The sequence below is a fragment of the Vibrio cionasavignyae genome (assembly GCF_050337155.1).
Classification (GTDB): domain Bacteria; phylum Pseudomonadota; class Gammaproteobacteria; order Enterobacterales; family Vibrionaceae; genus Vibrio; species Vibrio nomapromontoriensis.
Map to the genome: position 1 here is coordinate 33402 of NZ_JAKJSR010000030.1, position 24721 is coordinate 58122.

The 24721-nt window shown below is 44.8% G+C and carries 24 protein-coding genes; 16 read left to right on the plus strand and 8 right to left on the minus strand.

What is annotated here, in order from left to right:
- The first annotated feature begins 126 nt into the window (after positions 1-126).
- A complete protein-coding gene (locus tag L4D74_RS21690) occupies positions 127-435 on the plus strand; it encodes a DUF6482 family protein (protein WP_428754581.1) in 309 nt (102 codons plus the stop codon).
- Here the strand turns inward: L4D74_RS21690 and mutH are convergent.
- Complete coding sequence (gene mutH, locus L4D74_RS21695) at positions 427-1101, minus strand: DNA mismatch repair endonuclease MutH (protein WP_428754582.1); 675 nt, start codon at positions 1099-1101, stop codon at positions 427-429. The two genes, L4D74_RS21690 and mutH, sit on opposite strands and share 9 nt — an antisense overlap.
- Positions 1102-1720: 619 nt before the next feature.
- On the opposite strand from mutH, the gene rppH reads away from it, so the two are divergent.
- The 5 genes from rppH to L4D74_RS21720 are packed head-to-tail and all read left to right on the plus strand — an operon-like array spanning position 1721 to position 7015.
- Complete coding sequence (gene rppH, locus L4D74_RS21700) at positions 1721-2239, plus strand: RNA pyrophosphohydrolase (protein WP_250617519.1); 519 nt, start codon at positions 1721-1723, stop codon at positions 2237-2239.
- Between the two features lie 2 nt (positions 2240-2241).
- Complete coding sequence (gene ptsP, locus L4D74_RS21705) at positions 2242-4491, plus strand: phosphoenolpyruvate--protein phosphotransferase (protein WP_428754583.1); 2250 nt, start codon at positions 2242-2244, stop codon at positions 4489-4491.
- A gap of 21 nt (positions 4492-4512) precedes the next feature.
- Positions 4513-5304 (plus strand): sulfite exporter TauE/SafE family protein, encoded by a 792-nt coding sequence (locus L4D74_RS21710; RefSeq protein WP_428754584.1) that lies wholly within the window; start codon positions 4513-4515, stop codon positions 5302-5304.
- A 32-nt stretch (positions 5305-5336) separates the two neighbouring features.
- The gene (lgt, locus tag L4D74_RS21715; protein WP_428754585.1) at positions 5337-6152 is read left to right on the plus strand and encodes a prolipoprotein diacylglyceryl transferase; all 816 of its coding nucleotides are present in this window, start codon (positions 5337-5339) and stop codon (positions 6150-6152) included.
- An 11-nt stretch (positions 6153-6163) separates the two neighbouring features.
- On the plus strand, positions 6164-7015 hold the full coding sequence (locus tag L4D74_RS21720; protein WP_428754586.1) for a thymidylate synthase: 852 nt from the start codon (positions 6164-6166) through the stop codon (positions 7013-7015).
- Between the two features lie 52 nt (positions 7016-7067).
- Here L4D74_RS21720 and L4D74_RS21725 read toward each other — a convergent pair whose 3' ends face one another.
- Both L4D74_RS21725 and L4D74_RS21730 read right to left on the minus strand, forming a co-directional pair.
- Positions 7068-7808 carry an SDR family NAD(P)-dependent oxidoreductase gene (locus tag L4D74_RS21725; protein WP_428754587.1) on the minus strand — a complete coding sequence of 247 codons (741 nt, stop codon included), beginning with the start codon at positions 7806-7808 and terminating at the stop codon, positions 7068-7070.
- A 99-nt stretch (positions 7809-7907) separates the two neighbouring features.
- On the minus strand, positions 7908-8228 hold the full coding sequence (locus L4D74_RS21730) for a YMGG-like glycine zipper-containing protein (RefSeq protein WP_428754588.1): 321 nt from the start codon (positions 8226-8228) through the stop codon (positions 7908-7910).
- A gap of 260 nt (positions 8229-8488) precedes the next feature.
- Between L4D74_RS21730 and L4D74_RS21735 the strand changes: the two genes are divergently transcribed.
- The gene (locus L4D74_RS21735) at positions 8489-9061 is read left to right on the plus strand and encodes a Slp family lipoprotein (RefSeq protein ID WP_428754589.1); all 573 of its coding nucleotides are present in this window, start codon (positions 8489-8491) and stop codon (positions 9059-9061) included.
- A 110-nt stretch (positions 9062-9171) separates the two neighbouring features.
- Here the strand turns inward: L4D74_RS21735 and L4D74_RS21740 are convergent, their stop codons facing one another.
- Positions 9172-10317 carry a Na/Pi symporter gene (locus tag L4D74_RS21740; RefSeq protein ID WP_428754616.1) on the minus strand — a complete coding sequence of 382 codons (1146 nt, stop codon included), beginning with the start codon at positions 10315-10317 and terminating at the stop codon, positions 9172-9174.
- A 395-nt stretch (positions 10318-10712) separates the two neighbouring features.
- Here L4D74_RS21740 and nhaR point away from each other — a divergent pair, with 395 nt between their 5' ends.
- Together nhaR and L4D74_RS21750 are read left to right on the plus strand one after the other, a co-directional pair.
- A complete protein-coding gene (gene nhaR / locus L4D74_RS21745) occupies positions 10713-11606 on the plus strand; it encodes a transcriptional activator NhaR (RefSeq protein ID WP_428754590.1) in 894 nt (297 codons plus the stop codon).
- Positions 11607-11763: 157 nt separating this feature from the next.
- Entirely contained in the window at positions 11764-12063 is a 300-nt protein-coding gene (locus L4D74_RS21750; protein ID WP_265676406.1) for an ArsR/SmtB family transcription factor, read from the plus strand.
- Between the two features lie 123 nt (positions 12064-12186).
- On the opposite strand, the gene rpsT is transcribed toward L4D74_RS21750, so the two are convergent.
- Entirely contained in the window at positions 12187-12447 is a 261-nt protein-coding gene (gene rpsT / locus L4D74_RS21755) for a 30S ribosomal protein S20 (protein WP_102469934.1), read from the minus strand.
- 258 nt (positions 12448-12705) lie between these two features.
- Here rpsT and murJ point away from each other — a divergent pair, with 258 nt between their 5' ends.
- The 6 genes from murJ to ispH all read left to right on the plus strand — a co-directional run bounded on the left by murJ (position 12706) and on the right by ispH (position 20258).
- On the plus strand, positions 12706-14268 hold the full coding sequence (gene murJ, locus L4D74_RS21760; protein ID WP_428754591.1) for a murein biosynthesis integral membrane protein MurJ: 1563 nt from the start codon (positions 12706-12708) through the stop codon (positions 14266-14268).
- 69 nt (positions 14269-14337) lie between these two features.
- Entirely contained in the window at positions 14338-15273 is a 936-nt protein-coding gene (gene ribF, locus L4D74_RS21765) for a bifunctional riboflavin kinase/FAD synthetase (RefSeq protein ID WP_428754592.1), read from the plus strand.
- A gap of 62 nt (positions 15274-15335) precedes the next feature.
- Entirely contained in the window at positions 15336-18176 is a 2841-nt protein-coding gene (ileS, locus tag L4D74_RS21770) for an isoleucine--tRNA ligase (RefSeq protein ID WP_428754593.1), read from the plus strand.
- 8 nt (positions 18177-18184) lie between these two features.
- Positions 18185-18688 carry a signal peptidase II gene (gene lspA / locus L4D74_RS21775; protein WP_250617531.1) on the plus strand — a complete coding sequence of 168 codons (504 nt, stop codon included), beginning with the start codon at positions 18185-18187 and terminating at the stop codon, positions 18686-18688.
- Between the two features lie 132 nt (positions 18689-18820).
- On the plus strand, positions 18821-19252 hold the full coding sequence (gene fkpB / locus L4D74_RS21780; RefSeq protein WP_428754594.1) for an FKBP-type peptidyl-prolyl cis-trans isomerase: 432 nt from the start codon (positions 18821-18823) through the stop codon (positions 19250-19252).
- 49 nt (positions 19253-19301) lie between these two features.
- Positions 19302-20258 carry a 4-hydroxy-3-methylbut-2-enyl diphosphate reductase gene (gene ispH / locus L4D74_RS21785; protein WP_428754595.1) on the plus strand — a complete coding sequence of 319 codons (957 nt, stop codon included), beginning with the start codon at positions 19302-19304 and terminating at the stop codon, positions 20256-20258.
- 166 nt (positions 20259-20424) lie between these two features.
- On the opposite strand, the gene L4D74_RS21790 is transcribed toward ispH, so the two are convergent.
- Positions 20425-21909, minus strand: a complete 1485-nt coding sequence (locus L4D74_RS21790; protein WP_428754596.1) for a carbon starvation CstA family protein — start codon at positions 21907-21909, stop codon at positions 20425-20427.
- Positions 21910-22185: 276 nt separating this feature from the next.
- On the opposite strand from L4D74_RS21790, the gene L4D74_RS21795 reads away from it, so the two are divergent.
- The gene (locus L4D74_RS21795) at positions 22186-22527 is read left to right on the plus strand and encodes a DUF2799 domain-containing protein (protein ID WP_428754597.1); all 342 of its coding nucleotides are present in this window, start codon (positions 22186-22188) and stop codon (positions 22525-22527) included.
- A gap of 122 nt (positions 22528-22649) precedes the next feature.
- On the opposite strand, the gene murQ is transcribed toward L4D74_RS21795, so the two are convergent.
- Together murQ and L4D74_RS21805 are read right to left on the minus strand one after the other, a co-directional pair.
- Entirely contained in the window at positions 22650-23594 is a 945-nt protein-coding gene (murQ, locus tag L4D74_RS21800) for an N-acetylmuramic acid 6-phosphate etherase (RefSeq protein WP_428754598.1), read from the minus strand.
- Positions 23595-23602: 8 nt separating this feature from the next.
- On the minus strand, positions 23603-24721 hold the full coding sequence (locus L4D74_RS21805) for an anhydro-N-acetylmuramic acid kinase (RefSeq protein ID WP_428754599.1): 1119 nt from the start codon (positions 24719-24721) through the stop codon (positions 23603-23605).

Sequence of the window (24721 nt, forward strand, 5' to 3'; positions counted from 1 at the left end):
CCGCTTTTAACTAAAACTTCTGTTTAATTCCGACACTTCTGAATTTCTTTTACTAAACTGTAGTTTATTAATAAAGAATTAAAGCAGTAAAGCATTGTCCACATGGATGACTAAAGGAGGTGGAATATGCAAAAACATCAGCTCGATCGGTGGTTACATGGGTATCATAAAGACAGCTATACCCCACCTAAACTCTTTGTAATTGGTTGTGCTGATATTTCACATTATTTATTAGCAGTGGAATATAAACATAAACTAGAACCTATTAAGGAAGATGATGAACCTATTCATTTTGAGTCCCTTGATTCAGTAAAAGAAGTGTTACAAAAACTGGGTGTTGAAAAGGCCTATCTTCGTTTACACAACGCCTATGATGAGTGTGGTAGTGCGGGGGAAATGAATCGCTACTGCGATATCGAACTGAAACTACATTGAACGACTAAAGTAGGTCTCAAGAATGTAAGCCGTGAACTTGGCTCTTAGATAGAAACCACGCGGTAAGGTTTTGATAGGTTGACCGTTTGCTCCATAAGCGCCAGTCGTTACGCGACTGTTAGCGGCTTTTGGTCGTATCTGCAAGATTTCACCATTGTGCGCAGTAAGTTGATTGATTTGACCTAGCGTGATGTGTTCCATCAACTCTTCCCAGTCATTTTTTAGCATTAGTTCTTCTGCTGCTGACGGGCTCCAAATTAAAGGTGACCCTACTCGTCGCTCTGCGACCGGAATTTCTCTTTCACCCTCTACCGGCAACCAAAGCACGCGCGATAATTTATTACGAATGTGGCTGCGCTCCCATGTCAGTCCGTGCACACCAACAAGTGGGGCGACGCAGACAAATGTCGATTCTAATGGTGTTCCTGAATAACTAATCGGAATGCTTTTAAGCTCTATACCGATGTCGGGAAAATCTTGGGTTGGCTTACTCCCCGCTTTTGCGCCAAGGTGCCATTCCAACAATTGTCCAACCCAACCTTTATCTCGTTTTAGTGTTTCTGGGACGTGCATTTTCGCTTCTTGTGCGAGTTCACCAAATGTCAGGCCAGCAATGGCTCGGGCTCGGGCAAGTAATTCGGCTTCAGATGTTGGGGTTGCTTTCATAATAATGAATGTAATAAAGATGAATGACCCGTTTAGTTTACCATGGAGTATGGTGGCTGCCTGTACAAAAAAAGATCACAAGAGAGGCGGTTTGGATCTATGTATGAGTTATCCACAGCTTGATTTTTTATTTCTTTTATCTTTGATTGTCTGTATGAATAAACAGGTATACTGGTGAAACTAATGCTTGATTATTCGTGATTGATAAAATTGTTAGCTTACTGAGTGTGGATAAGCTTGCCTTTGGTCGATCTTTGACCGATCTAAGATCCTGCTTTGAAGTGCAGATCTATTTACGCTCTATATTTCTTTGTGCCTGTTTAATACGTTGTTATTACTGGGTTTATTTTTTGGTGGTGATTTTTATCATGATGATGAGTAAGAAAACACTGATGAGTTAGAGTAGAAGATCAAAGATTCTTCACATGGTTATTCACAGAAAAGGTGAATAAATGTGGTCTAGGTCTCATTGTGATGTTGATAAGTAATGCAGTGAGCAAAACTTATCCATAGAAGTTCGATTAACTGGTAAATGTTCAAATTTACGGATGTCTACGTTTGCTCAACTTGGGGATATGTGGAAAAATCAAGGTAATGAAAATTTAATTGAGGTTGGCCAGTGATAGATGGCGATGGTTACCGACTAAATGTGGGTATTGTAATCTGTAACAACCATGGTCAGGTCTTCTGGGCTAAACGATACGGGCAACACTCATGGCAGTTTCCTCAGGGCGGTATTGACGAAGGTGAATCCCCTGAGCAGGCCATGTTCCGAGAATTATACGAAGAAGTCGGGTTAACAAAAGATGATGTAAAAATTGTCGGTGTTAGCCGCCATTGGCTAAGGTATAAGCTACCTAAACGATTGGTTCGTTGGGACTCGAAGCCTGTCTGTATTGGACAAAAACAGAAATGGTTCTTACTGCGTTTAGATTGTGATGAATCTAAGATTAATATGCAGCGCGGTAGCACCCCTGAGTTTGATGGTTGGCGTTGGGTAAGTTATTGGTATCCTGTTAGGCAAGTTGTCTCTTTTAAGCGTGATGTGTATCGTCGTGCGATGAAAGAATTTGCTTCTCTCGCAATGCCTTTTAAGGAACGTAAGTTTAAAGGCAAAAGAAAACACCGAAGAGGGTAAGTATGCTTTCGCAACTAAGGGAAATAGTTGAGCACGTATCTAAAGAAGATAATGTGCATGTGGCCCTCGAAATCTTAGTTAAACAGACTTGTGCAGCTATGCATACGGAATGCTGCACAATTTATCTGGCTAACGAGCAGCAACAGCGCTTAGAGCTTATGGCGACCCAAGGCCTAACGTTTCAAGGTGATACTATCCATATCAACTTTGACGAAGGTCTGGTAGGGCTAGTAAAGCGCACGGCTGAGCCGATCAATATCGCGCAAGCGGCCAAGCATTCCGCATTTAAATTTTTCCCTCAGCTAGGGGAAGATACCTACAATGCATTTCTAGGAACCCCTATCATTCACCGCAAGCAGGTGCTAGGGGTGCTTGTTATTCAACAAAAACAATCCCGTCAATTTAGTGAAACAGAAGAATCGTTTTTAGTAACACTTGCGGCGCAAGTTGCGGTACTTATTGCCCATGCCAAATCACAAGGGCTTGGTTTTTTTGACGATAATCAGCTAACGGTGGTTAAAGGAATTGCGGCTTCTTCAGGGGTTGCAATCGGTCCTATGTGGTGGGACAACACGCAGCCTGAGCTAAGTAACGTATTTCCAGCCTCTGCGTTAGATATAAATCGTGAACAAGAGCTGCTATCGCTTGCTATTGATAATGCCTTAGCAGATTTCAAGCGAATGCGTAAGAAGCTGGATCTTGAACTCAACAAAGATGCGTTAGCAATATTTGATCTCTTTACCCATTTGCTGAATGATCCCATGTTGCGAAAAGATCTGAAAATTCAGATAGCAAAGGGGGATAGAGCCGATTGGGCACTTCGCCAAGTGGTAGAGAGTTATGCGAACCGTTTTGCCAAAATGTCCGACATTTACCTTCGTGAGCGAGCACAAGATGTTCGAGAGCTCGGTCAGCGATTATTATTTTTCCTCCACAATTCTGAACAGCCAGTACACGAATTTTCTGAGCCGATAATTTTGGTTGTTAGAGAGCTAACCGCCTCTATTTTAGCGTCAGTACCCAAAGATAAGTTGCTTGCGGTCGTATCGCTTGAGGGTGCAGCGAACTCCCATGCGGCTATCTTATCTCGAGCAATGGGCATACCTGCGGTCATGGGCGTGAGTATTAACCCAGAGCTTTTAAGCGGCAAACTGTCAATTGTTGATGGTTATAGCGGTGAGATATTCCCGGATCCAAGCGCAGAGCTGTTAAGCGAATACCGTGAATTGGTGACGGAAGAGAGCGAGTTGTCTCGCATGGTTGAGCAGACGCTTGATTTGAGTGCGGCCACGAAAGATGGTCAACGCATTCAGGTGTTGCTCAACGCTGGATTAAGCGCCGATACCAGCATTTCATTGAACAAGGGTGTCGATGGTGTCGGGCTATATCGAACAGAAATTTCCTTTTTGTTGCAGCAGCAGTTTCCCTCAGAAGAAGAGCAGGTGCAACAATATCGCTCGGTATTACAGGCTTATCCGACGAAACGCGTTGTGATGAGAACGCTGGATATTGGGGGAGATAAGGCGCTGCCGTACCTGCCGATTGAAGAGGATAATCCATTTCTTGGATGGCGCGGTATTCGATTTACGCTCGACCACCCCGATATTTTTCTTATTCAATTACGAGCCATGCTAAGAGCCAGTCAAGGGCTTGATAATCTAAGTATTTTGTTACCAATGGTGACTTCGGTTCAGGAGCTAGATGGTGCGATTACGCTGATTAATCAAGCTTATGATGAAGTCGCGCAATTACAGCAAGATATTGTTCCACCGCAGATCGGTGTGATGATCGAAGTTCCTTCCATGCTTTATTTACTGCCATTTATGGCGGAAAAAGTCGATTTTGTTTCAGTAGGCACCAACGATTTGACACAATATTTGCTGGCAGTAGATCGAAATAATGCACAAGTCGCTGATATCTATGAGACATTACATCCTTCGGTGTTAGCGGCGATGAAGCATATTTTCCAAACATGTCAGTCTTATCAATTACCCGTGTGCATCTGTGGTGAATTAGCGGGTGACCCGATAGGCGCCTTATTGTTGGTTGGCTTAGGCTATGACACATTGAGTATGAATACCTCAAATGTAGCTAAAGTGAAGTATCTTCTTCGTCAAACCACAATGGAAGAATTGAAACACTTAGCCAGCCAAGCATTGCTGCAACCGTATGGCAATTCGATTTACAATCAGATGCGTGACTATTTTGAGGAAAAAGGCTTAGCTGGCTTTATTCGTGCCGGTAAATCTTAGCGCCTGCCTGTTGGAAATATTATGAACTTTGAACTTCTTTTTATGCTGCTTATTTTAGGAGCAGTAGTTGGCACGATGTCGGGTTTGCTGGGGATTGGCGGTGGTTTGATCGTAGTACCTGCGCTGGCTTATCTACTGCCGATGTTTGGCATTTCTGCAGAGTTGGTGATGCAAATCGCTCTGGCTACCTCACTCGCGTCTATCATTATTACTTCCGGTTCTTCCGCGTTGAATCATCTGAAACTTGGCAATGTGGATATTTTCGTCATTAAGTGGCTGTTGCCTGGTGTGATTGTTGGCGGTTTGGTTGGCTCGTTTGTCGCGGATTGGGTCCCTTTTCAATACTTACCTAAACTCTTTGCATTGATTGTATTGGCATTAGCGATCCAGATGATTTTGTCGATATCCTCGACATCGACTCGTCCACTCCCTTCCCCGGTAGTGACAAGTTGGTATGGGGCAATAATTGGCATGGTATCGAGCTTGGCGGGCATTGGCGGTGGTTCGATGTCGGTGCCCTTTCTAAGTAAGCATGGTGTAGAAATGCGTCGAGCTGTCGGCTCTTCGTCAGTGTGTGGTTGTGTGATTGCGATCTCAGGTATGATAGGCTTCATCTTCCATGGCACCAAGGCTGATGGGCTACCAGAATATAGCCTTGGTTATGTGTATGTACCTGCATTGTTAGCAATCGCGATGACCTCGATGCTGACGACGCGATTTGGCGCTAAGTTGGCGACAACAATACCAACTCCGAAACTTAAAAAGATTTTCGCGGTCTTCTTAGTATTCGTATCATTTTCAATGATGTTTTAGCCTTTATTACCCAAACGTTAAGAGAGCAGTTTATGTCTCAGGGATTTATTGAATTTCCTAGTATTGACCCCGTTTTATTCGAGATTGGCCCTATTTCAGTTCGCTGGTATGGCTTGATGTATTTAGTTGGTTTTGCTTTCGCGATGTGGTTGGCGAATAGGCGTGCAGATAAGGCCGGTTCTGGCTGGACTCGTGAGCAGGTATCTGATTTGCTCTTCGCGGGTTTTTTAGGGGTGGTGATCGGCGGCCGTGTAGGTTACGTGTTGTTTTATGGATTTGATACCTTAATACAAGATCCATTATACCTATTTAAAGTCTGGACAGGCGGTATGTCTTTCCATGGTGGGCTACTTGGCGTGATTACTGCCATGCTGTGGTATGCCCGTAAGAATGGTCGTACATTCTTCAATGTTGCTGATTTTATCGCGCCACTTGTGCCGTTCGGTTTAGGGATGGGACGTATTGGTAACTTTATGAACAGTGAACTTTGGGGGCGTGTAACCGACGTGCCTTGGGCGATTGTATTCCCTAATGGCGGCCCGCTTCCAAGGCACCCGTCTCAGCTGTATGAGTTCGCGCTAGAAGGCGTGGTGCTTTTCCTTATTCTAAATTGGTTTATTAAACGACCACGCCCTGAAGGTGCGGTATCTGGCTTATTCTTGTTAGGGTACGGTTGTTTCCGATTCCTTATTGAGTATGTTCGTGAACCTGATGCGCATTTAGGCCTATTTGGTGGCTTCATTTCAATGGGGCAGATCTTATCGTTGCCGATGGTTATCTTAGGTGCCTTGATGGTGGCATGGGCCTACAAGGTCAATAGCAACACGACACATAACGCAGCAAAGTAGTAGGAATTGTTATGAAGCAGTATTTGGATTTATGTCAGCGTATTGTTGATGAAGGCGTTTGGGTTGAAAATGAACGAACAGGGAAGCGCTGTTTAACCGTTATCAACGCAGATCTTACTTATGATGTTGCGGGCAATGCGTTTCCTTTAGTGACGACTCGTAAAAGTTTCTGGAAGTCTGCGGTTGCTGAATTGCTTGGTTATATTCGTGGCTATGATAATGCGGAAGATTTTCGTAAGTTAGGCACAAAAACTTGGGATGCGAACGCGAACCTTAATGAAGCTTGGTTGAACAATTCATATCGTAAAGGTGAAGACGATATGGGACGTGTGTATGGTGTTCAAGGGCGTGCTTGGGCGAAACCCGATGGGGGGCATATCGACCAACTTGGCAAAATTGTGGATGATTTAACGCGTGGTGTTGATGATCGTGGTGAAATCTTAAATTTTTATAATCCAGGTGAATTCCACATGGGTTGTTTACGCCCGTGCATGTACAGCCACCACTTTTCATTGCTTGGTGATACGTTGCATTTAAACAGTACGCAGCGTTCATGTGATGTTCCGCTGGGGCTGAATTTTAACATGGTGCAAGTCTATGTCTTTTTGGCCATCATGGCGCAGATCACTGGTAAGAAACCCGGTAAGGCTTATCATAAAATCGTCAATGGGCATATTTATGAAGATCAACTCGAACTTATGCGTGATGTGCAGTTAAAGCGTGAACCGCTTTCTGCTGCAACGTTCCACATTAACCCCAAGATTAAATCATTAAAAGATTTAGAGACATGGGTGACCATCGATGACTTTGAGGTCCGTGACTATCAGTGTCATGAGCCAATAAAATATCCGTTTTCTGTGTAACAAAAATGGCCGAGCATTACTCGGCCATTTTTATATGGTGCTAACGGAGAGGCTACCAATCAATACGAGTTCGATCGGTAAAGAATCCTGCCGTTGGGCCATCTTCGTTGAGTGTCGCTAGCCAAACGGCGGTATCAGCGCCTTCTCGTGGTGTCTTTGGTCTTACGTTATCACCATAGTCTGGTAAGTCATCGCTATTCATAGCGGAGTCAACCCACCCTGGGCAGCAAGAATTGACTTTAATACCATAGGGCTCAAGTTCTTTGGCAAAGAGCACAGTGTTCGCATTAATCCCAATCTTTGATGCTTGGTAGGCAGCGCAAATATCTTCTTTAATCGGGGAGTTCATATCCGAAAGTTGCGCGAGTTGCCCAACTTGACTGGAGACATTCACGATGCGCGCTTGTTTGGCATTCTTTAGCAAAGGCGTTAGCGCTTTCGTTAACAAGAACGGACCTATTTGGTTGATCTCAAGCACTCTGCGGTACGTATCTTCATCCAGTTGGGAGGGGTGCTGCCCCATATCGACTAAGATAGCGGCATTGTTGATCAATACATCCAGTTGACCAAATTGCTCATCAATTAGATTGGCGATAGCAGGAAATATTGAGGACATGGCAAGATCGAGCTTTAGGTGCGAGGCAGAGTAGCCTTGTCGACGAAACTGATTGGCAAGTGGGCTACAAGATTGCACATCGGCCATAATGACATGGTAATCTTGTTCCATTAATAGAGCCGAAGTGGCTAGCCCAAGACCTTGATAAGCACCAGTAACTAAAGCAATCTTTTTCATTATGACCATACTCCCGTTTTAATTATTAGGCAGTGTAAGATAAATTTCTTATTACGGTCAGTAACAAACTCAAGGTTACTTTAGTTACATAGGTAACAGTTAGTCGTAGTACTCGTCTTCGATGATCTCTTCTTCGACGATCTCCTCCTCAATGACATCTTCTTCCACTACATCACCGACCACTTCACAAGCTTCTTCATCGTAAGCGCCATCGATTGCACCGCCTACCGCGCCTGCACCACCACCAATAGCCGCTCCTGCCGCCGCGCCTGAGCCACCATCCACGATACCGCCCACAACGGCACCAGTAATGGCTCCATCAACCGCGCCGTCGATAGCACCATCAGAGGTTTGATCACAGTAATATGCATAAGAAGGCGAGCTCAACATAGCGATAAGAAGAAGTGTTTTGATTTTCATAAGGAATTCACATTGTTATTGGACTTTGAGGTAGGGTAAATAACCGCTGAGAAAAACATAACCCACCGCAGGTAAACGTTTAGTCAGCATCGTGTGTGTTTATTGCTGTTGGTGATAATTAGCTTGCTTGTATCGGGTGCTCGCATCACTGTCGGCGTTTTGGGGCTGAGACATTAATAGGCTGAATAGCCCCTTCACCTTGCGAGCAACGGTCTGTGTCGCTCATAATAGTAAAAGAGGCGTTTGCAAAGGAGCATATTATGCGATGGTTTGGACTTGTATTGTTGGTGGTGTTAGCGGGTTGCAGCAGTGCGCCCTCGGAAATAAAAGTCGCGGATGAAAAGCAATTAGTGGCCTATAAAACGGCAGTGAGTGATGGAAATAGTGTCGTTGGCCAGCCAGCCAGATGGGGAGGGGTTATTGCGAAAGTCAGCAACCCTACAGAGGGTTCAAGTGTAGTAGAAATCAGCCAATTTGAACTCGATGACAAAGGAAGGCCAGATGAAACACAGCAAGGCTCTTCGCGTTTTGTCGTTAAGGTGGAACGATTTTTAGACCCTGCGGTGTTTATGCAAGGAAAACCGATGACATTTGTCGGGGTCATAGCGGCCAGTGAGACGATTAAGGTTGGTCAGCAAGTGTTACAAGTTCCGGTGCTTAAAGCATCGAATTACTATCTATGGACCAATGATAAGCGTATTAAAACCTACTATGTAGGCGATCCCTATTATGACTACTATTACGACCGCCATTATTATTGGGATTACGTGGATGAAGTGGATTTGATTGAACACTATGACGTGTACGATGCCTATGACTATGGTGACTACTAGCTATGCCCACAATTGGTAACAGATAACGAAAAAGCCCAACTTATCGTAAGTTGGGCTTCGTTTTTTCGTTCACCACTTTATGTGGAGCGGTGTCGTTCTTGGTTTTATGCTTATGCTGTTAGTGCGAGGATCGTACCCGGAATCACAACAAAGATAGAAGCAAGGTATCCAGCAACTACGGCTTTGTTTTTGATCGCCATCTCAGAAAGGTAGTCTGCCCCTTTAATTGGTAGCTCTCTTAAGAACGGAATACCAAAGATAAAGATGGTTGAGAATACGTTAAAGACCAAGTGAACCAGAGCAATCTGAAGAGCGAAAATAGCGAATTCTCCAGAAACAGCAGTCGCGGCAAGCAGGCCAGTGATACACGTGCCGATATTAGCACCCAGAGTGAATGGGTAAACATCGCGTACTTTCAACGTACCAGTACCAACAAGTGGAACCATTAAGCTTGTTGTTGTTGAAGAAGACTGAACTAAGACCGTAACGATAGAGCCCGAAACGATACCGTGGATAGGGCCACGACCAATCGCGTTTTTCAGGATTTCACGAGCACGTCCTACCATTAGGCTCTTCATTAGCTTGCCCATCACGGTGATAGCGACAAAGATAGTGGCGATACCAAGCACAATCAGTAGTACACCGCCTGTCACGTTACCAAATTGCATTAATGGCTCTTGGATAGCAGAGACGACAGGCTTTGTCATTGGCTTGATAAAGTTCAAACCACCCATACTCATATCACCTGTTGCAAGCATTGGTGAAACTAGCCAATGGGAGACTTTTTCAAAAATGCCAAACATCATTTCTAGTGGTAAGAAAATGAGGACGGCTAATAGATTAAAGAAATCATGAATAGTGGCACTTGCAAAGGCACGTTTAAATTCAGTATTGCAGCGCACGTGGCCAAGACTAACCAATGTATTGGTTACCGTGGTGCCAATATTTGCACCCATGATCATCGGAATAGCGACGGTGACCGGAAGTCCGCCGGCAACAAGACCAACAATGATTGAAGTAACGGTACTTGATGATTGGATCAGGGCCGTAGCGACGAGACCAATCATTAACCCAGCAATAGGATGAGATGCAAACTCAAACAAGACCTTAGCCTGTTCACCCGTTGCGATCTTAAATCCACTGCCTACCATAGATACAGCAAGAAGTAGTAAATACAGCATGAATGCCAAGTTAGCCCAGCGTAGCCAACGTGTCGAATTCGACGTAGGTGTCGCAGCTGTCGTTGCTTGGTTAATCATAGTTTTCTCCGTGTGACCTTAATAAGTTTGTTGTAGGTCTGTAGTTGAATCTGCAGCGATAGTAGATCTGAAATATGACAGTAATATGACGATAATGTGTCGCTCGTTAATAACTGCGATATTTGTGGTTTTTTTAAAGTACTAATCGAGCGGTTTTGTTTTAACCTATTGATTTTTAATTGGTTTGTTGATCGTGAGAAAAATAGATAAATAGACGATTTTTAATGAGTAAATTCGATTTTATCGTTTTATAGCGATAGTAATATGACAGCTATGACTGTGACTTATTCGGTAAAAACGATGTTTGTGTTTGTTTGGTTCGGTTTTATCGATAATTGATGGGTTCGAGAGATTTTGCTATAAAGGTGTGGAGAATTTTAAGGCGGTAAGTCATGTCACATTTAAACTATAACCACGTGTACTATTTCTGGATGGTGTGCAAACAAGGCTCGGTAACTAAGGCGGCAGATGCTCTATTTTTAACGCCTCAAACGGTGACTGGGCAGATCAAAGCACTAGAGGAAAGAATGGATGGCAAGCTAACGAAGCGAAATGGAAGAAGCGTTGAGCCGACAGAGTTAGGCCAGCTTGTTTATAAATACGCGGATCGCATGTTTGGCTTGAGTTATGAAATGCTCGATATTGTCAATTACAGCCAACGCTCAAATATTCTTTTTGATGTCGGCGTAGCAGATGCATTATCAAAACGTTTAGTGAGCAAAATACTCATGACTACTATTCCTGATGACAACAGTATTCACTTAAGGTGTTTTGAGTCGACTCACGAAATGTTATTAGAACAGCTTTCTCAACATAAACTGGATATGATTTTGTCGGACTGTCCAGTAGATTCCAGTCAAAGCCCTGGGCTATTTAGTAAAAAGCTTGGAGAAAGTCGTATGAGTTTCTTTACTTCCGGCCATGTTGAGGGGGGGCATTTCCCTGAAATATTGGAGCAAAGAAAGCTCCTTCTTCCCGGAAGTCGAACATCGATGGGACGAAAAATTCACCAATGGTTCGATCGACAAGGCATTCAGCCCAACATTTTAGGCGAATTTGATGATGTCGCCTTGATGAAAGCTTTCTCCATGTATAAAGAAGACGTCATCTTTTTGGCTCCAAGCTTGTATATGTCCGAGATTTCCGATCGGCGCCCACTTCAGCATATTGGTGATATTGATGATCTTAAAGAAGAATATTATGTCATTTTTGCAGAGAGAATGATTCAGCACCCCGCGGTGAAAGGGGTATGCGAAGCAGACTTTAGCGAGTTGTTAAACGTTTAGGAAATTGTCTATCGTTAAAGAGCCATGAATTTGTTTAAAAACTGTTACGCAGTTTGATTATAGCCATGTAAAATGTGATGAATTGTACTAATTGACAAGGCATGGCTATTAAGACAAAAGCTCGTGTCTGACGTTGCTGAAAAGAAAGAGGTAAAATATGAATTTGCAGGAGATGGAAAAAAACGCACCACAAGCGGTTGTTCTCCTAAAAGCGATGGCCAACGAGCGTCGTCTGCAAATACTTTGCATGCTGCATAATACTGAGTTGTCAGTTGGTGAGTTGTGCGATTATTTAAAGCTAAGCCAATCAGCGCTTTCTCAGCACTTGGCGTGGCTGCGTCGGGATGGGCTAGTGTCGACACGCAAAGAGGCTCAGACTGTCTTCTACACATTAAGCAGTGTCGAAGTTCGTCAAATGATTGAGCTACTACATGGCTTGTATTGCAAAGAAGAGTAAAGCAGTACGGTGTTGGAGGATTATCGTTGCGTGAACGTAGTCCTTCATTAGCAACGAAGTATAAAAGTAATAGATACAAAAAAACCGGCCAAGGCCGGTTTTTTAATGCAAATCAAGTTCTAATTAAAGAGCTTTGATTGCTGCAGTGAAGCGAGACTTATGACGAGCCGCTTTATTCTTATGAATAAGGCCTTTAGTCGCCATACGGTCTAGAAGAGGTGTAACTTCAACTAGTGCCGCTGTTGCTGCTTCTTTATCGCCTGCTTCAATAGCAGCGATAGTTTTTTTCATGTAAGTGCGCATCATAGAACGACGGCTAGCATTGTGCTGACGACGTTTCTCAGCTTGGATAGCGCGCTTCTTAGCAGATTTACTGTTTGCCAAGGGTCTAACTCCCAAAAACTTAGTTCGGTGACAATTTAAGGGCGAGGAATATCCTCTATTTGCACTTAAATGTCAACTGATTTGTGCAAAAACCCAACGATATAAAACAAGTTTTGATATCTGGAGGTCTTCGCGGTTAAGATGGCGGGGATTCTAACAGTATTTTTCAACCAATGCTAATACTAATCCGCTCTTCAATAACAAAGACGATAGAAACCTTTCTGTGACAAGGTATTAGCAAGGTAATTAGGGGTTCAAGTGAGTAAAAGGCTTCTTAAGTCAGGCATGATTGTGAGTGCAATGACACTTGTGTCCCGAGTATTGGGACTGGTTCGCGATGTTGTCGTGGCAAATTTAATGGGAGCCGGTGCCAGTGCGGATGTGTTCTTTTTTGCCAACAAAATACCTAACTTTTTACGTCGCTTGTTTGCTGAAGGGGCATTTTCGCAAGCTTTCGTACCCGTTTTAACAGAGTACCATGCCGCGGGTGATAAAGAGAAAACTCGAGATCTTATTGCCAAGGCGTCAGGGACGCTTGGTGTGCTTGTATCGATAGTGACACTGTTTGGTGTCCTCGGTTCCGGTGTCGTGACGGCGTTATTTGGTTTTGGTTGGTTCCTAGATTGGCTTAATGATGGGCCTGCTGCGCCTAAGTTTGAGCTAGCCAGCTTGATGTTGAAGATCACCTTTCCCTATTTATGGTTTATTACCTTTGTCGCCTTGTCCGGTGCCATTCTCAATACCTTGGGGAAATTTGCGGTCTCATCGTTTACACCTGTTTTCTTAAACGTGATGATTATTGGCAGCGCATGGTTTATTGCCCCAAGTCTTGAACAGCCCGAAATTGGTTTGGCGATTGGTGTTTTTCTTGGTGGCTTTGTGCAGTTTGTGTTTCAAATTCCCTTCCTAGTTAAGGCTGGGGTATTAGTGAAACCTAAGTGGGGGTGGCGTGATCCTGGCGTTGTTAAAATTCGAACGTTAATGATTCCTGCTCTTTTTGGTGTGTCGGTCAGCCAAATTAATTTGTTGTTTGATACGTTTATTGCCAGCTTTCTTGCTACGGGTTCTATCAGTTGGCTGTATTACTCCGATCGATTACTAGAGTTTCCGTTAGGGTTATTTGGTATTGCGATTGCCACCGTTATTCTTCCCGCCTTATCTCGAAAACATGTCGATGCCCATAGCCAAGGGTTTGCATCGACGATGGATTGGGGAGTAAGAATGGTGGTGTTGCTTGGGTTGCCAGCCATGCTTGGTTTGATGGTACTCGCTAAACCAATGCTGATGGTGTTATTCATGCGTGGTGAATTTACCCCTCATGATGTAGAGCAAGCTTCGATGTCTTTGTTGGCTTATGCGTCAGGGCTACTTAACTTTATGTTGATTAAAGTTCTGGCTCCGGGGTATTTCTCGCGACAAGACACCAAAACGCCAGTTAAGTACGGCATTATCGCGATGGCTTCTAATATGGTGTTTAATGCCATATTCGCTTATTTCTATGGCTATGTTGGTCTTGCGATGGCGACAGCCTTATCGGCGTTGGTCAATATGGTGCTGTTGTATCGAGGTCTTCATATTCAGCAGGTATACCGAGTAACTAAGCAAACGCTGATTTTTATTGCCAAACTAGCCGTGAGTGCCATCGTGATGGTGGCGGTAGTTGTGTGGCGTTTAGATGACATGCAACAGTGGTTATCTTGGGGGCTCGCACAGCGCGCTACAACGCTAACAATGTTGATTGTGCTTGGTGGGGCAACCTACCTATTTACACTCTTGCTACTTGGCATTAGAGTGAAGGATTTAAAAGCAGCGACAGATTAGCAATGTTTCGTTATAATCCGTCGGTTTCACACTGCTATTATTAACTTCAACAGGTGGTTTAGTCGTTTCATGGAACTTATTCGAGGCATCCACAACCTAAGAGATCAACATCATGGCTGTGTGTTGACGATTGGTAATTTCGATGGTGTACATTTAGGTCACCAACGTGTACTCGAACAGGTAAAAGAGAAAGCACAGCTTTTGAATTTGCCTTCTGTGGTAATGACATTTGAACCGCAACCGATGGAGTTATTTGCCAAAGATAAAGCACCGGCGCGTTTAACACGCTTACGTGATAAGTTTGAATTGCTTGAGCAAATGGGCATAGACCGTTTGCTTTGTGTTAATTTCAATCGTCATTTTGCGGATTTGTCACCAGAGTCATTTATACGTGATTTATTGGTGAGTAAGCTCGGTGTTAAATACTTGGTAATTGGTGATGACTTTCGGTTTGGTAAAGGCCGACTAGGTAGCTTTGACATGCTTAAGCAAGCTGGAGAACAGTTTGGCTTTGAGGTCGTCAATACACATAGTTTTCGTGTCGGTGAGGCACGGGTCAGCAGTACGGCGATTCGTCAAGCATTAGCGAATGATGAACTTGATGCCAGTGCAAAAATGCTGGGGCGGGACTATACCGTATCGGGCCGTGTCGCTCACGGTCAAAAATTAGCGCGTGATTTTGGTTTTCCGACGGCTAACGTTTCTTTGAAGCGTCATGTTTCACCGGTAAGTGGTGTCTATGCGGTACAAGTGATGGGGATAGACTCTATACCACGAGGCGGCATAGCTAACATCGGAAATAAACCAACTGTCAATGGTACCAAGCAAGATTTAGAAGTACATGTGTTTGACTTTGAAGGCGATCTGTACGGAAAGCAAATTGAAGTCGCATTGCTTCACAAAATACGCAATGAGAAGAAATTTGACTCGTTGCAGCTGTTAAAACAGCAAATAGAATTGGATGCTGAAGTCGCAAGGGTGTGGCTACTTCAGTGTATGGGTTAGTGGGAGATTCCACCGCTAACATAATGTCTAACTGTCGCCCAATACAACGGAATTAAGAATCGATGAGTGAGTATAAAGATACCCTGAACCTACCTGAAACAGGGTTTCCTATGCGCGGTAATCTGGCTAATCGTGAGCCAGAGATGCTGAAGCGTTGGTATAAAGAAGATCTTTACGGTGAAATCCGTAAGGCTAAAAAAGGCAAAAAGTCATTTGTTTTACATGATGGCCCTCCATACGCGAATGGTGATATTCATATCGGCCACGCACTGAACAAGATTCTTAAAGACATTATTATTAAATCCAAAACCCTTTCTGGTTTTGATGCGCCTTACATTCCAGGTTGGGATTGTCACGGTCTTCCTATCGAACTGATGGTAGAGAAGAAAAAAGGCAAGCCAGGACAGAAGATTTCTGCCTCTGAATTCCGCGAAGAGTGCCGTAAATATGCCGCTGGCCAAGTTGAAGGTCAAAAAGAGAGCTTTAAGCGTCTTGGTATCATGGGTGAGTGGGATAAGCCTTATCGCACAATGGACTTTGGTACCGAAGCGAACATCATTCGTGCGTTAGGCAAAATTGCCGACAACGGTCACTTGTTGAAAGGCTTTAAGCCCGTTCACTGGTGTACGGATTGTGGTTCAGCGCTGGCTGAAGCAGAAGTTGAATATAAAGATAAAGTGTCGCCATCTATTGATGTTAAATTTACTGCCGCAGATGAAGCTGCCCTACTAGAGAAATTTACTCTAGCTGAAGGCCACGCTGGTCAAGGTGAGTTGTCTATTGTTATTTGGACAACGACGCCTTGGACGCTGCCTGCTAACCGTGCAGTATGTTTACGTGACGATTTAGAGTATGTATTGGTTCAAGTTGAAGCCAAAGGTGAACAGCAAGAGCAACGTATCATCGTGGCATCTGAACTTGCGAAAGATGTGATGGACCGTGCGGGTATCGAGCACTTCCATAATCTTGGTTTCGCAAAAGGTGAAGATCTTGAGTTAGCTCAGTTTAATCACCCGTTTTATGATTTTACTGTACCGGCCATTCTTGGTGAGCACGTAACGACAGACTCTGGTACTGGTGTAGTCCATACTGCGCCTGGTCATGGTCAAGAAGACTTTATTGTTGGTAAAAAATACGGCTTGGAAGTTGCGAACCCTGTAGGTTCTAACGGTGTTTACTTGCCAGACACGGAATTGTTTGCTGGCCAGCACGTTTTCAAAGCGAACGATTCTGTTTTAGAAGTGCTAAAAGAGAAAGGGGCGCTATTGCACCATCACGCGTATGAGCACAGCTACCCGCACTGTTGGAGACATAAAACACCAATCATCTTCCGTGCAACACCACAGTGGTTCATTTCAATGGATCAAGCTGGTCTGCGTGCTAAAGCACTAGAATCGATTAAGAATGTTGAGTGGATGCCTGAATGGGGTCAAAGCCGTATTGAAGGTATGATTGAAGGTCGCCCTGAGTGGTGTATCTCTCGTCAGCGTACTTGGGGTGTGCCAATTGCTCTGTTTGTTCACAAAGAAACTGCAGAACTACACCCGGAGAGCCCAGCTCTTATCGAGAAAGTGGCTAAATTAGTTGAAGAAAAAGGCATTCAAGCGTGGTGGGATGTTGATCCTGCAGAGCTGATGAGTGCTGAAGACGCTGATAAATACGAAAAAGTATTGGATACGCTAGACGTATGGTTTGACTCAGGCGTGACGCACTACTCGGTAGTGGATTCTCGCGAAGAGTACAACGGTCACAGTGCCGATCTTTACCTAGAAGGTTCAGATCAACACCGTGGTTGGTTCCAGTCTTCATTAATTTCATCCATTGCGATGAAAGACGAAGCACCTTACAAAGAAGTGCTAACGCACGGCTTCGTTGTTGATGGTAATGGACGTAAGATGTCTAAATCCATCGGTAACGTTGTGGCACCGAAAGATGTCACTAACAAGCTTGGTGCTGATATCCTTCGCTTATGGGTTGCTTCAACGGACTACACTGGTGAAGTCGCGGTTTCTGATGAAATCCTTAAGCGCTCTGCGGATGCGTACCGTCGTATTCGTAACACAGCACGTTTCTTCTTGGCTAACCTAAACGGCTTCAACCCTGAGACCGACTTGGTGCCTGCTGAAGAAATGGTGGCGTTGGATCGCTGGGCTGTGGGTCGTGCATTTGCGGCGCAAGAAGAGATTGTTAAAGCTTACGGTGAATACAACACTCACGGTGTGACTCAACGTCTTATGCAGTTCTGCTCCATCGAAATGGGTTCTTTCTACCTGGATGTGATTAAAGATCGCCAATACACAGCAAAGCAGGGCGGTCACGCTCAACGCAGCTGTCAAAGTGCGCTTTACTACATTGTTGAAGCGCTTGTTCGTTGGATGGCGCCAATCATGTCATTTACTGCAGATGAAATCTGGAACGAAATGCCAGGCGCTCGTGATAAATTTGTATTCACTGGCGAGTGGTATGAAGGTCTGTTTGACCTTGCTGAAGGTGAAGAGCTGAACAATGAGTTTTGGACTCAAATTCAAGCGGTTCGTGGCAGTGTGAACAAGCTGTTAGAGGACGCTCGTAAAGAGAAAACTATTGGTGGTTCACTGCAAGCAGAAGTGACTATTTTTGCTGATGATGCTTTAGCAACGACGATCAACAAGCTAGAAGATGAGCTACGATTTGTTCTTCTGACGTCGAAAGCGCAAGTGAAGCCGTTGAGTGAAAAATCAGAGGCAGCACACAGTACAGACGTTGAAGGTCTGTTCGTTGAAGTCGCGGCGACGGAAGCTAAGAAATGTGATCGTTGCTGGCATCACACGCCTGATGTTGGCACTATTGCAGGTCACGAAGAAATTTGTGGTCGTTGTGTGACTAACGTAGAAGGTGAAGGCGAAGTTCGTAAGTTCGCCTAAACGATATAATGACAGAGCAGACGTTTTCATTAAAACAATCTGGAGTCCGCTGGCTATGGCTAGCGGCACTCATCTTCGTTGCTGATATTGCTATCAAGTTAGTTGTGATGGACAGCATGGGGTATGGATGGGCAAATCGTATTGAGATTTTGCCATTTTTCAACCTCTTATATGTTCATAACTACGGCGCTGCGTTTAGCTTTTTAAGTGACCAAGCAGGTTGGCAGCGCTGGTTCTTTACTGGTATCGCTTTTGTTGTTACGGGAATGCTGACCTACTGGATGAGCAAATTACCGGCAACGGAAAAGTGGAACAATATTGCTTACGCCATGATTATTGGTGGTGCTGTTGGTAACGTATTTGACCGTGTGGTACATGGTTATGTCGTGGACTACCTAGATTTTTACTGGGGAACTTACCACTGGCCTGCTTTTAACCTGGCTGATATGACTATTTGTATTGGTGCGGGCCTGATTATTCTCGACAGTTTCCGCAAAAAACAGCCGAGTTAGCGACATAATTTGAATAACCTTAAGCGCTGTACGTTGATTCGTACGGCGCTTTTTTATATAACAGCGTTTGATAACAGTAATTTTGAAAGTAGTCGTTTGATAATAAGCGCTTGATTACAAGGAAGCCGTAACGTGACAACAATAAAGCAAGATAGCGCAGTAACGCTGCATTTCACCATTAAACTTAAAGATGGTTCCGTCGCAGATAGCACTCATAACATGGGCAAGCCTGCCAAGCTTGTTATTGGTGATGGTAGCCTGAGTGACAACTTTGAACAGTGCTTGATTGGGATGTCTGAAACAGACCAACAAGCGATAGAACTAAAAGCCGAAGACGCGTTTGGCCAACCAAATCCCGATAATATTCACCATATGGACCGAGCCAAGTTTGTGGGTGACTCTGAGGTGGAAGTCGGTACAATAATGGCTTTTTCTGGCCCAGACGGGATGGAAATTCCTGGCATTATTACTGACATTGCTGGGGATTCTGTGACGGTGGATTTTAATCATCCGCTTGCAGGACAAGATGTAACATTTGAAGTCGAGATTCTCACCGTAGAATAACGTTTCGTCGCCCTGTTTCTAAAGAGTAAGCAACAATCGGTGTGTACTGATGAGTAATGACATGAAAATTAAATTAGCAAATCCACGCGGCTTTTGTGCTGGAGTCGATAGAGCAATTAGTATCGTAGAGCGCGCGCTTGAGCTATATCAGCCACCGATTTATGTTCGACATGAAGTGGTGCACAACCGTTTTGTCGTTGAAGGCCTTAAGCAGCGCGGTGCCGTGTTTGTCGAGGAGCTAGCGGAAGTTCCTGATGACAATATCGTTATTTTTTCGGCGCATGGTGTTTCTCAGGCTGTTCGTAAAGAAGCCAAAGAACGTGAGCTCACGGTCTTTGATGCGACCTGCCCGTTGGTGACAAAAGTGCATATGGAAGTGGCTCGTGCGAGCCGTAAGAATATGGAAGTGGTGCTTATTGGGCACGCTGGCCACCCTGAAGTCGAAGGGACGATGGGGCAGTATGCCAGTAGCACAGGCGGCATGTATTTAGTAGAGCGACCCGCTGATGTGGATTCATTGCAAGTCAAAGATCCAAGTAACTTGCATTACGTGAGTCAAACCACCTTGTCTGTGGATGAAACGGCCGATGTTATTGAGCGTTTGAGAGAAGTCTTCCCAGAGATCCAAGGGCCGCGTAAAGATGATATTTGCTATGCGACTCAAAATCGTCAAGATGCGGTGCGTGAATTAGCCGAAGCGGTGGATGTCATGGTGGTCGTTGGATCGACCAATTCCTCGAACTCTACCCGCTTAAAAGAGCTTGCAGAAAAGTTGGGTACACCAGCGTACTTAACCGATACTCCAGATCTTATCGATTCAGCATGGTTTGAAGGTAAGGTGATTGTTGGTGTGACAGCGGGGGCTTCTGCTCCGGAAGAGCTGGTTAATCAAATCATCGATCGCATTCGAGATTTAGGGGCGAGCGATGTTGAAGAAGTTTTAGGGCGTGAAGAGAACATGTTCTTTGAAGTGCCAAGAGAGTTACAGATTAAGCAAATCGATTAACACCCAATTTCGAATACGTTAAACAAGCCCCAACTGTATTGCAGCTGGGGCTTTTTATTATTTGGTTATATGGGAATCAACGAGGGTAGTATTAACGACAAAAAAATCCGAGCCCATGAACAGGACTCGGATTGAATAGCGTCTTTAGGGGGAAGCGCTATAAGGGTTAGGCTGTTTCAGTTTTACCCTGTGGTTTTTCTTCTTCCTCAGCTTCAATATCGCCTTTTCCTTTCGACTTCTTCATCACGTATGCAGTGATAGAAAGTGAACCTACGATACCAAGGATGGTGGATAGTTGCATTGGTAGTCCAAAGCCTAGCGTGCTGTTATTTAGGATGAAAGTGATAACAACCGTTGTCATAAACATGGCTGGAACTGTCGTGACCCAGTGCAGTTTATTGTGACGTAGTAAGTAAGCGGAAGCCGTCCACAACATCATTACCGCTGTTGTTTGGTTAGCGAAGCCGAAGTAGCGCCAGATGATACCGAAGTCAACTTGAGTCAAGATGCCACCGATAACAAATAGTGGTAGTGCCATAAGTAGGCGGTTACGCAGCGTCTTCTGTTCCATGTTGAAGTATTCAGCAAGGATAAGACGGCTAGAACGGAACGCGGTATCACCAGAGGTAATCGGTAAGATAACAACACCAAGGAAGGCTAGGATGCCACCAAATACACCGAGTAGACCAAATGAAGCACTGTAGACAACATTACCTGGGCCGCCATTTTTCACCGCTTCTGCTAATGAATCGACTGAGCCAAAAAATGATAACGCAAGTGCACACCAGATAAGCGCGATAATACCTTCACCAATCATTGCTCCGTAGAAAACGAAACGACCATTTTTCTCATTTTCCATACAACGCGCCATTAATGGAGATTGCGTCGCGTGGAAGCCTGAAATCGCACCACAAGCAATAGTAATGAATAGCGCAGGCCATAACGGCAAGTCATTCGGGTTCATGTTGCTAAACATGTCGCTGATTTCAAAGTTGCCCATGACCGTGTGCTCACTCGACATCGCTACAGCAGTAATTAGACCGACCGACATGAAGATAAGCAGCGCGCCAAACAGTGGGTAGAAGCGACCGATGATTTTATCAACTGGTACAATCGTTGCGATGATGTAATACGCGAAAATTGCAATAACCATGGTTGTCATGCTCATAGACATATCAAACTGGTCGTTGACCAAGTTGGTGATCATGCCTGCAGGGGCTGAGACAAACACGACACCAACGAGCAATAGCAGGACAATGGCAAAAATGTTCATAAAATGTTTGGCGCCATTGCCTAGGTATCGACCTGTGATAGTGGGTACGGAAGCACCGCCGTTGCGAATGGATAGCATGCCAGAGAAGTAATCATGCACTGCGCCGGCAAAGATACAGCCAAGTACAATCCAAAGCATTGCAGCAGGGCCATAGAGTGCACCCATAATTGGACCAAAGATTGGACCAACACCCGCTATATTTAGCAGTTGCACTAAGTAAACTTTCTTTGTCGACATGGGAACGTAATCCACGCCGTCAGCTTTGGTATGGGCGGGAGTTTGACGCTTTTCGTTAATGCCAAACACTTTCTCGATAAAAGCGCCGTAAAGAAAATAACCGCCAATCAGTGCGGCAACGCAGGTTAAGAACCACAACATAGTTTGTTATCCTTTGTTTGTAATAGTATTAAAATCTGTCAGTGATCATAACGTGACTTGATGGCTAGGATCGGCTGTTATTCGGTGAGTGGTGAAATAGCTGATTAAGTGGTCAATAGCTAGGTTAAGTGGTTTTATGGTCGCTTAAGAGGTCTAAATAATAGGTTGAGCGGTCGTAGAGAAGCGTGAGTTGCATCACTAAAGCCTGTGAGTAGTGGCTTTCTTAAGGGAATACTGGCATTGTGTCAGCATTCATATGTGATACAAAGGATGACGATGAAAGCCATTATTACTGTACTTGCTGGGCTATTATTATTTGGGTGCGCCAATGGTGTTGAAGAGCTCGCCAAGCAGGGAAGCTGGAATAAAATAGGGTATCAAGATGGCGTGAGAGGGCAATTACCTCGCACATACTCCGCGTTACAAGAGCTCGGTCCTGCTAACCATGCTGAATATGAACGCGGCTATCAAATCGGTGTCATCGAGTTTTGTGATGCGGATTTTGCTTATCAGATTGGTCTTTCTGGGCAGTATTATACAGGCGCTTGTGAAGGGCTTCCCGACGCACAGCGCTTTCGCATGGAATGGCAGCGCGGTTGGAGCGAGTACTCGAATTAAGCCTCTATTTGTATTAAGCCTCAATTTGAAAGAGTAATGGGATCTAATGCTCCCATTACTCTTTCTGCTGTAGGTTGTTTTTTTAGCGCATAGGCTAGCTTGACGCCGGGTTCTTATCAGTCTCAAGAAGTCTTCGTGTTGGAAGTATTTGTATTGGCGTTGACAGCCTTTCGTAAGAAGCCTTCTTTTTCCATTAACTGTTGTTGTGCATCCTGTTTATTAAGGCCTGTCAGGATCATCAAAATGGCAAGTTTGACATTGTGGTCTGTGTCTTTTAAGGCTTGCTTGGCAACGTGTTCAGTACAGTCTGTTGCTTGCATAACGATACGAGCGGCGCGGGCGATTAATTTCGCATTTGTGGCTTTTACGTCCACCATAAGGTTCTCATAGCTTTTACCAAGACGAATCATACTGGCAGTTGTTAACATATTGAGCACCAGCTTTTGCGCGGTTCCAGACTTGAGTCTTGTCGAGCCTGTTAACGCTTCTGGTCCCACAACCGGGCTAATAGCAATAGAGGCGATAGTCGCCAATGTCGAATCTGGGTTACAACATAGTGAGACAGTTGCTGCTCCAATCTCATTGGCATACTCGAGTGCACCAATCACATAAGGGGTTCGTCCGCTAGCGGCGATGCCAACAACGACATCATTGGCGTTAAGCTCGATATTGATAAGATCGCCCTGACCTAATTCAGGATCATCTTCCGCGCCCTCTTTTGCTTTAAACATGGCATCATTGCCGCCTGCGATAATGCCAACCACCATCTCCGGTGACGTTCCAAAAGTAGGGGGGCACTCTGAAGCATCTAATACCCCAAGGCGTCCGCTGGTCCCAGCTCCGATATAAATAAGCCGACCATTGTTTTTGAAAGCATGAGTAATAGTATCTACAGCTCGCGCGATGTCAGGAATGACTTGTTCCACCGCGAGTGGGACGAGACGATCTTGCTGATTGAGGCGCTGGACAATATCTTGGCTTGATAACAGGTCGATATCCATCGTGTCAGAGTTGCGCCCTTCAGAAACCAATTGAGTCAGGGCATGCAGTAGTGCGTCGTTAGTCATAATGTTTCCTAGTTTGCGGAGTAAAGCACGCCAAGTGGCACGGCCTTACTTGCGCCTGTTACTGAAGGTAAGTTGCTTGGAATTTGGTGAATATAACAATGCGCTAACCATGCAAATGCCATGGACTCCATATAATCACCACTGATGGCTTCACTGTCGGTTTTTGCTACATGCCAACCATCAAGGAGCGCATTGAGGCGCTGCATAATGATTGGATTGTTAGCGCCGCCGCCACAAACTAATAGTTTAGGGTGTGTGCCTTGTTGGTATGGAATCAGCGCAGCAACGATCGTTTGTACCGTAAACTCAGTGAGTGTGCGCAAGGTATCGTGAACCGATAGTAAAGGCGTCTGTTGAGCACATTGTAAGTCTAGCCACTCTTGGTGGTAGTATTCTCGACCGGTGCTTTTAGGGGCAGGACGAGATAGGTACTCATCAGTCAGTAACTGTGTTAGCCATGGTTGGTTAACCAGACCCTGCTTGGCTTCTTGTGCATCTTCATCAAAGGCTTTGTTGAGGAAAGTTGAGCACCAGGTATCCATTAGAGTATTTCCAGGTCCGGTATCAAACCCTATGACAGAGCCATTGGGCTGAAGAATCGATACGTTGGCGATGCCGCCAATATTAAGAATCACGAGTGAGGAAGTATTGGTGCCATACAAGTAGCGGTGAAACGCAGGAACAAGCGGTGCCCCTTGCCCGCCAAGCGCCATATCTTTACGCCTAAAGTCGCCAATAGTATTGATGCCGGTTTTTGCTGCCAGTATATGGTTATCACCTAACTGAATGGTAAAAGGCGATGCGCCATCTGGTTGATGAAATACGGTTTGACCGTGGTTACCGATAGCTGTGATTTGCTCGGGGGAATAGTTAGCCTTGTGCAGCAGTTGCACTGTGGCTTGTGCGTACAAGTGCCCTAGCTGGTGGTCGAGTTCACCAATGGCTCGTAAGTCAGTATGTTGACCATGACATATTGCAAGCACGCCCTCCTTGAGGTGGGCAGGATAGCTATGGAAATGCGTTTCTATCAGAGAAATTTGTTTGCCATTAATGGAGACTAACGCAACGTCTACGCCATCTAAGCTCGTGCCAGACATGACACCAATATAATACTCGGCTTGACTCAT

What these genes read in the sequence shown, in the direction of transcription:
- L4D74_RS21690 (WP_428754581.1), top strand. Translation starts at nt 127, where the DNA reads ATGCAAAAACATCAGCTCGATCGGTGGTTACATGGGTATCATAAAGAC.
- mutH (WP_428754582.1), bottom strand. Translation starts at nt 1,101, where the DNA reads ATGAAAGCAACCCCAACATCTGAAGCCGAATTACTTGCCCGAGCCCGA.
- ptsP (WP_428754583.1), top strand. Translation starts at nt 2,242, where the DNA reads ATGCTTTCGCAACTAAGGGAAATAGTTGAGCACGTATCTAAAGAAGAT.
- L4D74_RS21710 (WP_428754584.1), top strand. Translation starts at nt 4,513, where the DNA reads ATGAACTTTGAACTTCTTTTTATGCTGCTTATTTTAGGAGCAGTAGTT.
- lgt (WP_428754585.1), top strand. Translation starts at nt 5,337, where the DNA reads ATGTCTCAGGGATTTATTGAATTTCCTAGTATTGACCCCGTTTTATTC.
- L4D74_RS21720 (WP_428754586.1), top strand. Translation starts at nt 6,164, where the DNA reads ATGAAGCAGTATTTGGATTTATGTCAGCGTATTGTTGATGAAGGCGTT.
- L4D74_RS21725 (WP_428754587.1), bottom strand. Translation starts at nt 7,808, where the DNA reads ATGAAAAAGATTGCTTTAGTTACTGGTGCTTATCAAGGTCTTGGGCTA.
- L4D74_RS21730 (WP_428754588.1), bottom strand. Translation starts at nt 8,228, where the DNA reads ATGAAAATCAAAACACTTCTTCTTATCGCTATGTTGAGCTCGCCTTCT.
- L4D74_RS21735 (WP_428754589.1), top strand. Translation starts at nt 8,489, where the DNA reads ATGCGATGGTTTGGACTTGTATTGTTGGTGGTGTTAGCGGGTTGCAGC.
- nhaR (WP_428754590.1), top strand. Translation starts at nt 10,713, where the DNA reads ATGTCACATTTAAACTATAACCACGTGTACTATTTCTGGATGGTGTGC.
- L4D74_RS21750 (WP_265676406.1), top strand. Translation starts at nt 11,764, where the DNA reads ATGAATTTGCAGGAGATGGAAAAAAACGCACCACAAGCGGTTGTTCTC.
- ribF (WP_428754592.1), top strand. Translation starts at nt 14,338, where the DNA reads ATGGAACTTATTCGAGGCATCCACAACCTAAGAGATCAACATCATGGC.
- ileS (WP_428754593.1), top strand. Translation starts at nt 15,336, where the DNA reads ATGAGTGAGTATAAAGATACCCTGAACCTACCTGAAACAGGGTTTCCT.
- lspA (WP_250617531.1), top strand. Translation starts at nt 18,185, where the DNA reads ATGACAGAGCAGACGTTTTCATTAAAACAATCTGGAGTCCGCTGGCTA.
- ispH (WP_428754595.1), top strand. Translation starts at nt 19,302, where the DNA reads ATGAGTAATGACATGAAAATTAAATTAGCAAATCCACGCGGCTTTTGT.
- L4D74_RS21790 (WP_428754596.1), bottom strand. Translation starts at nt 21,909, where the DNA reads ATGTTGTGGTTCTTAACCTGCGTTGCCGCACTGATTGGCGGTTATTTT.
- L4D74_RS21795 (WP_428754597.1), top strand. Translation starts at nt 22,186, where the DNA reads ATGAAAGCCATTATTACTGTACTTGCTGGGCTATTATTATTTGGGTGC.
- murQ (WP_428754598.1), bottom strand. Translation starts at nt 23,594, where the DNA reads ATGACTAACGACGCACTACTGCATGCCCTGACTCAATTGGTTTCTGAA.
- L4D74_RS21805 (WP_428754599.1), bottom strand. Translation starts at nt 24,721, where the DNA reads ATGAGTCAAGCCGAGTATTATATTGGTGTCATGTCTGGCACGAGCTTA.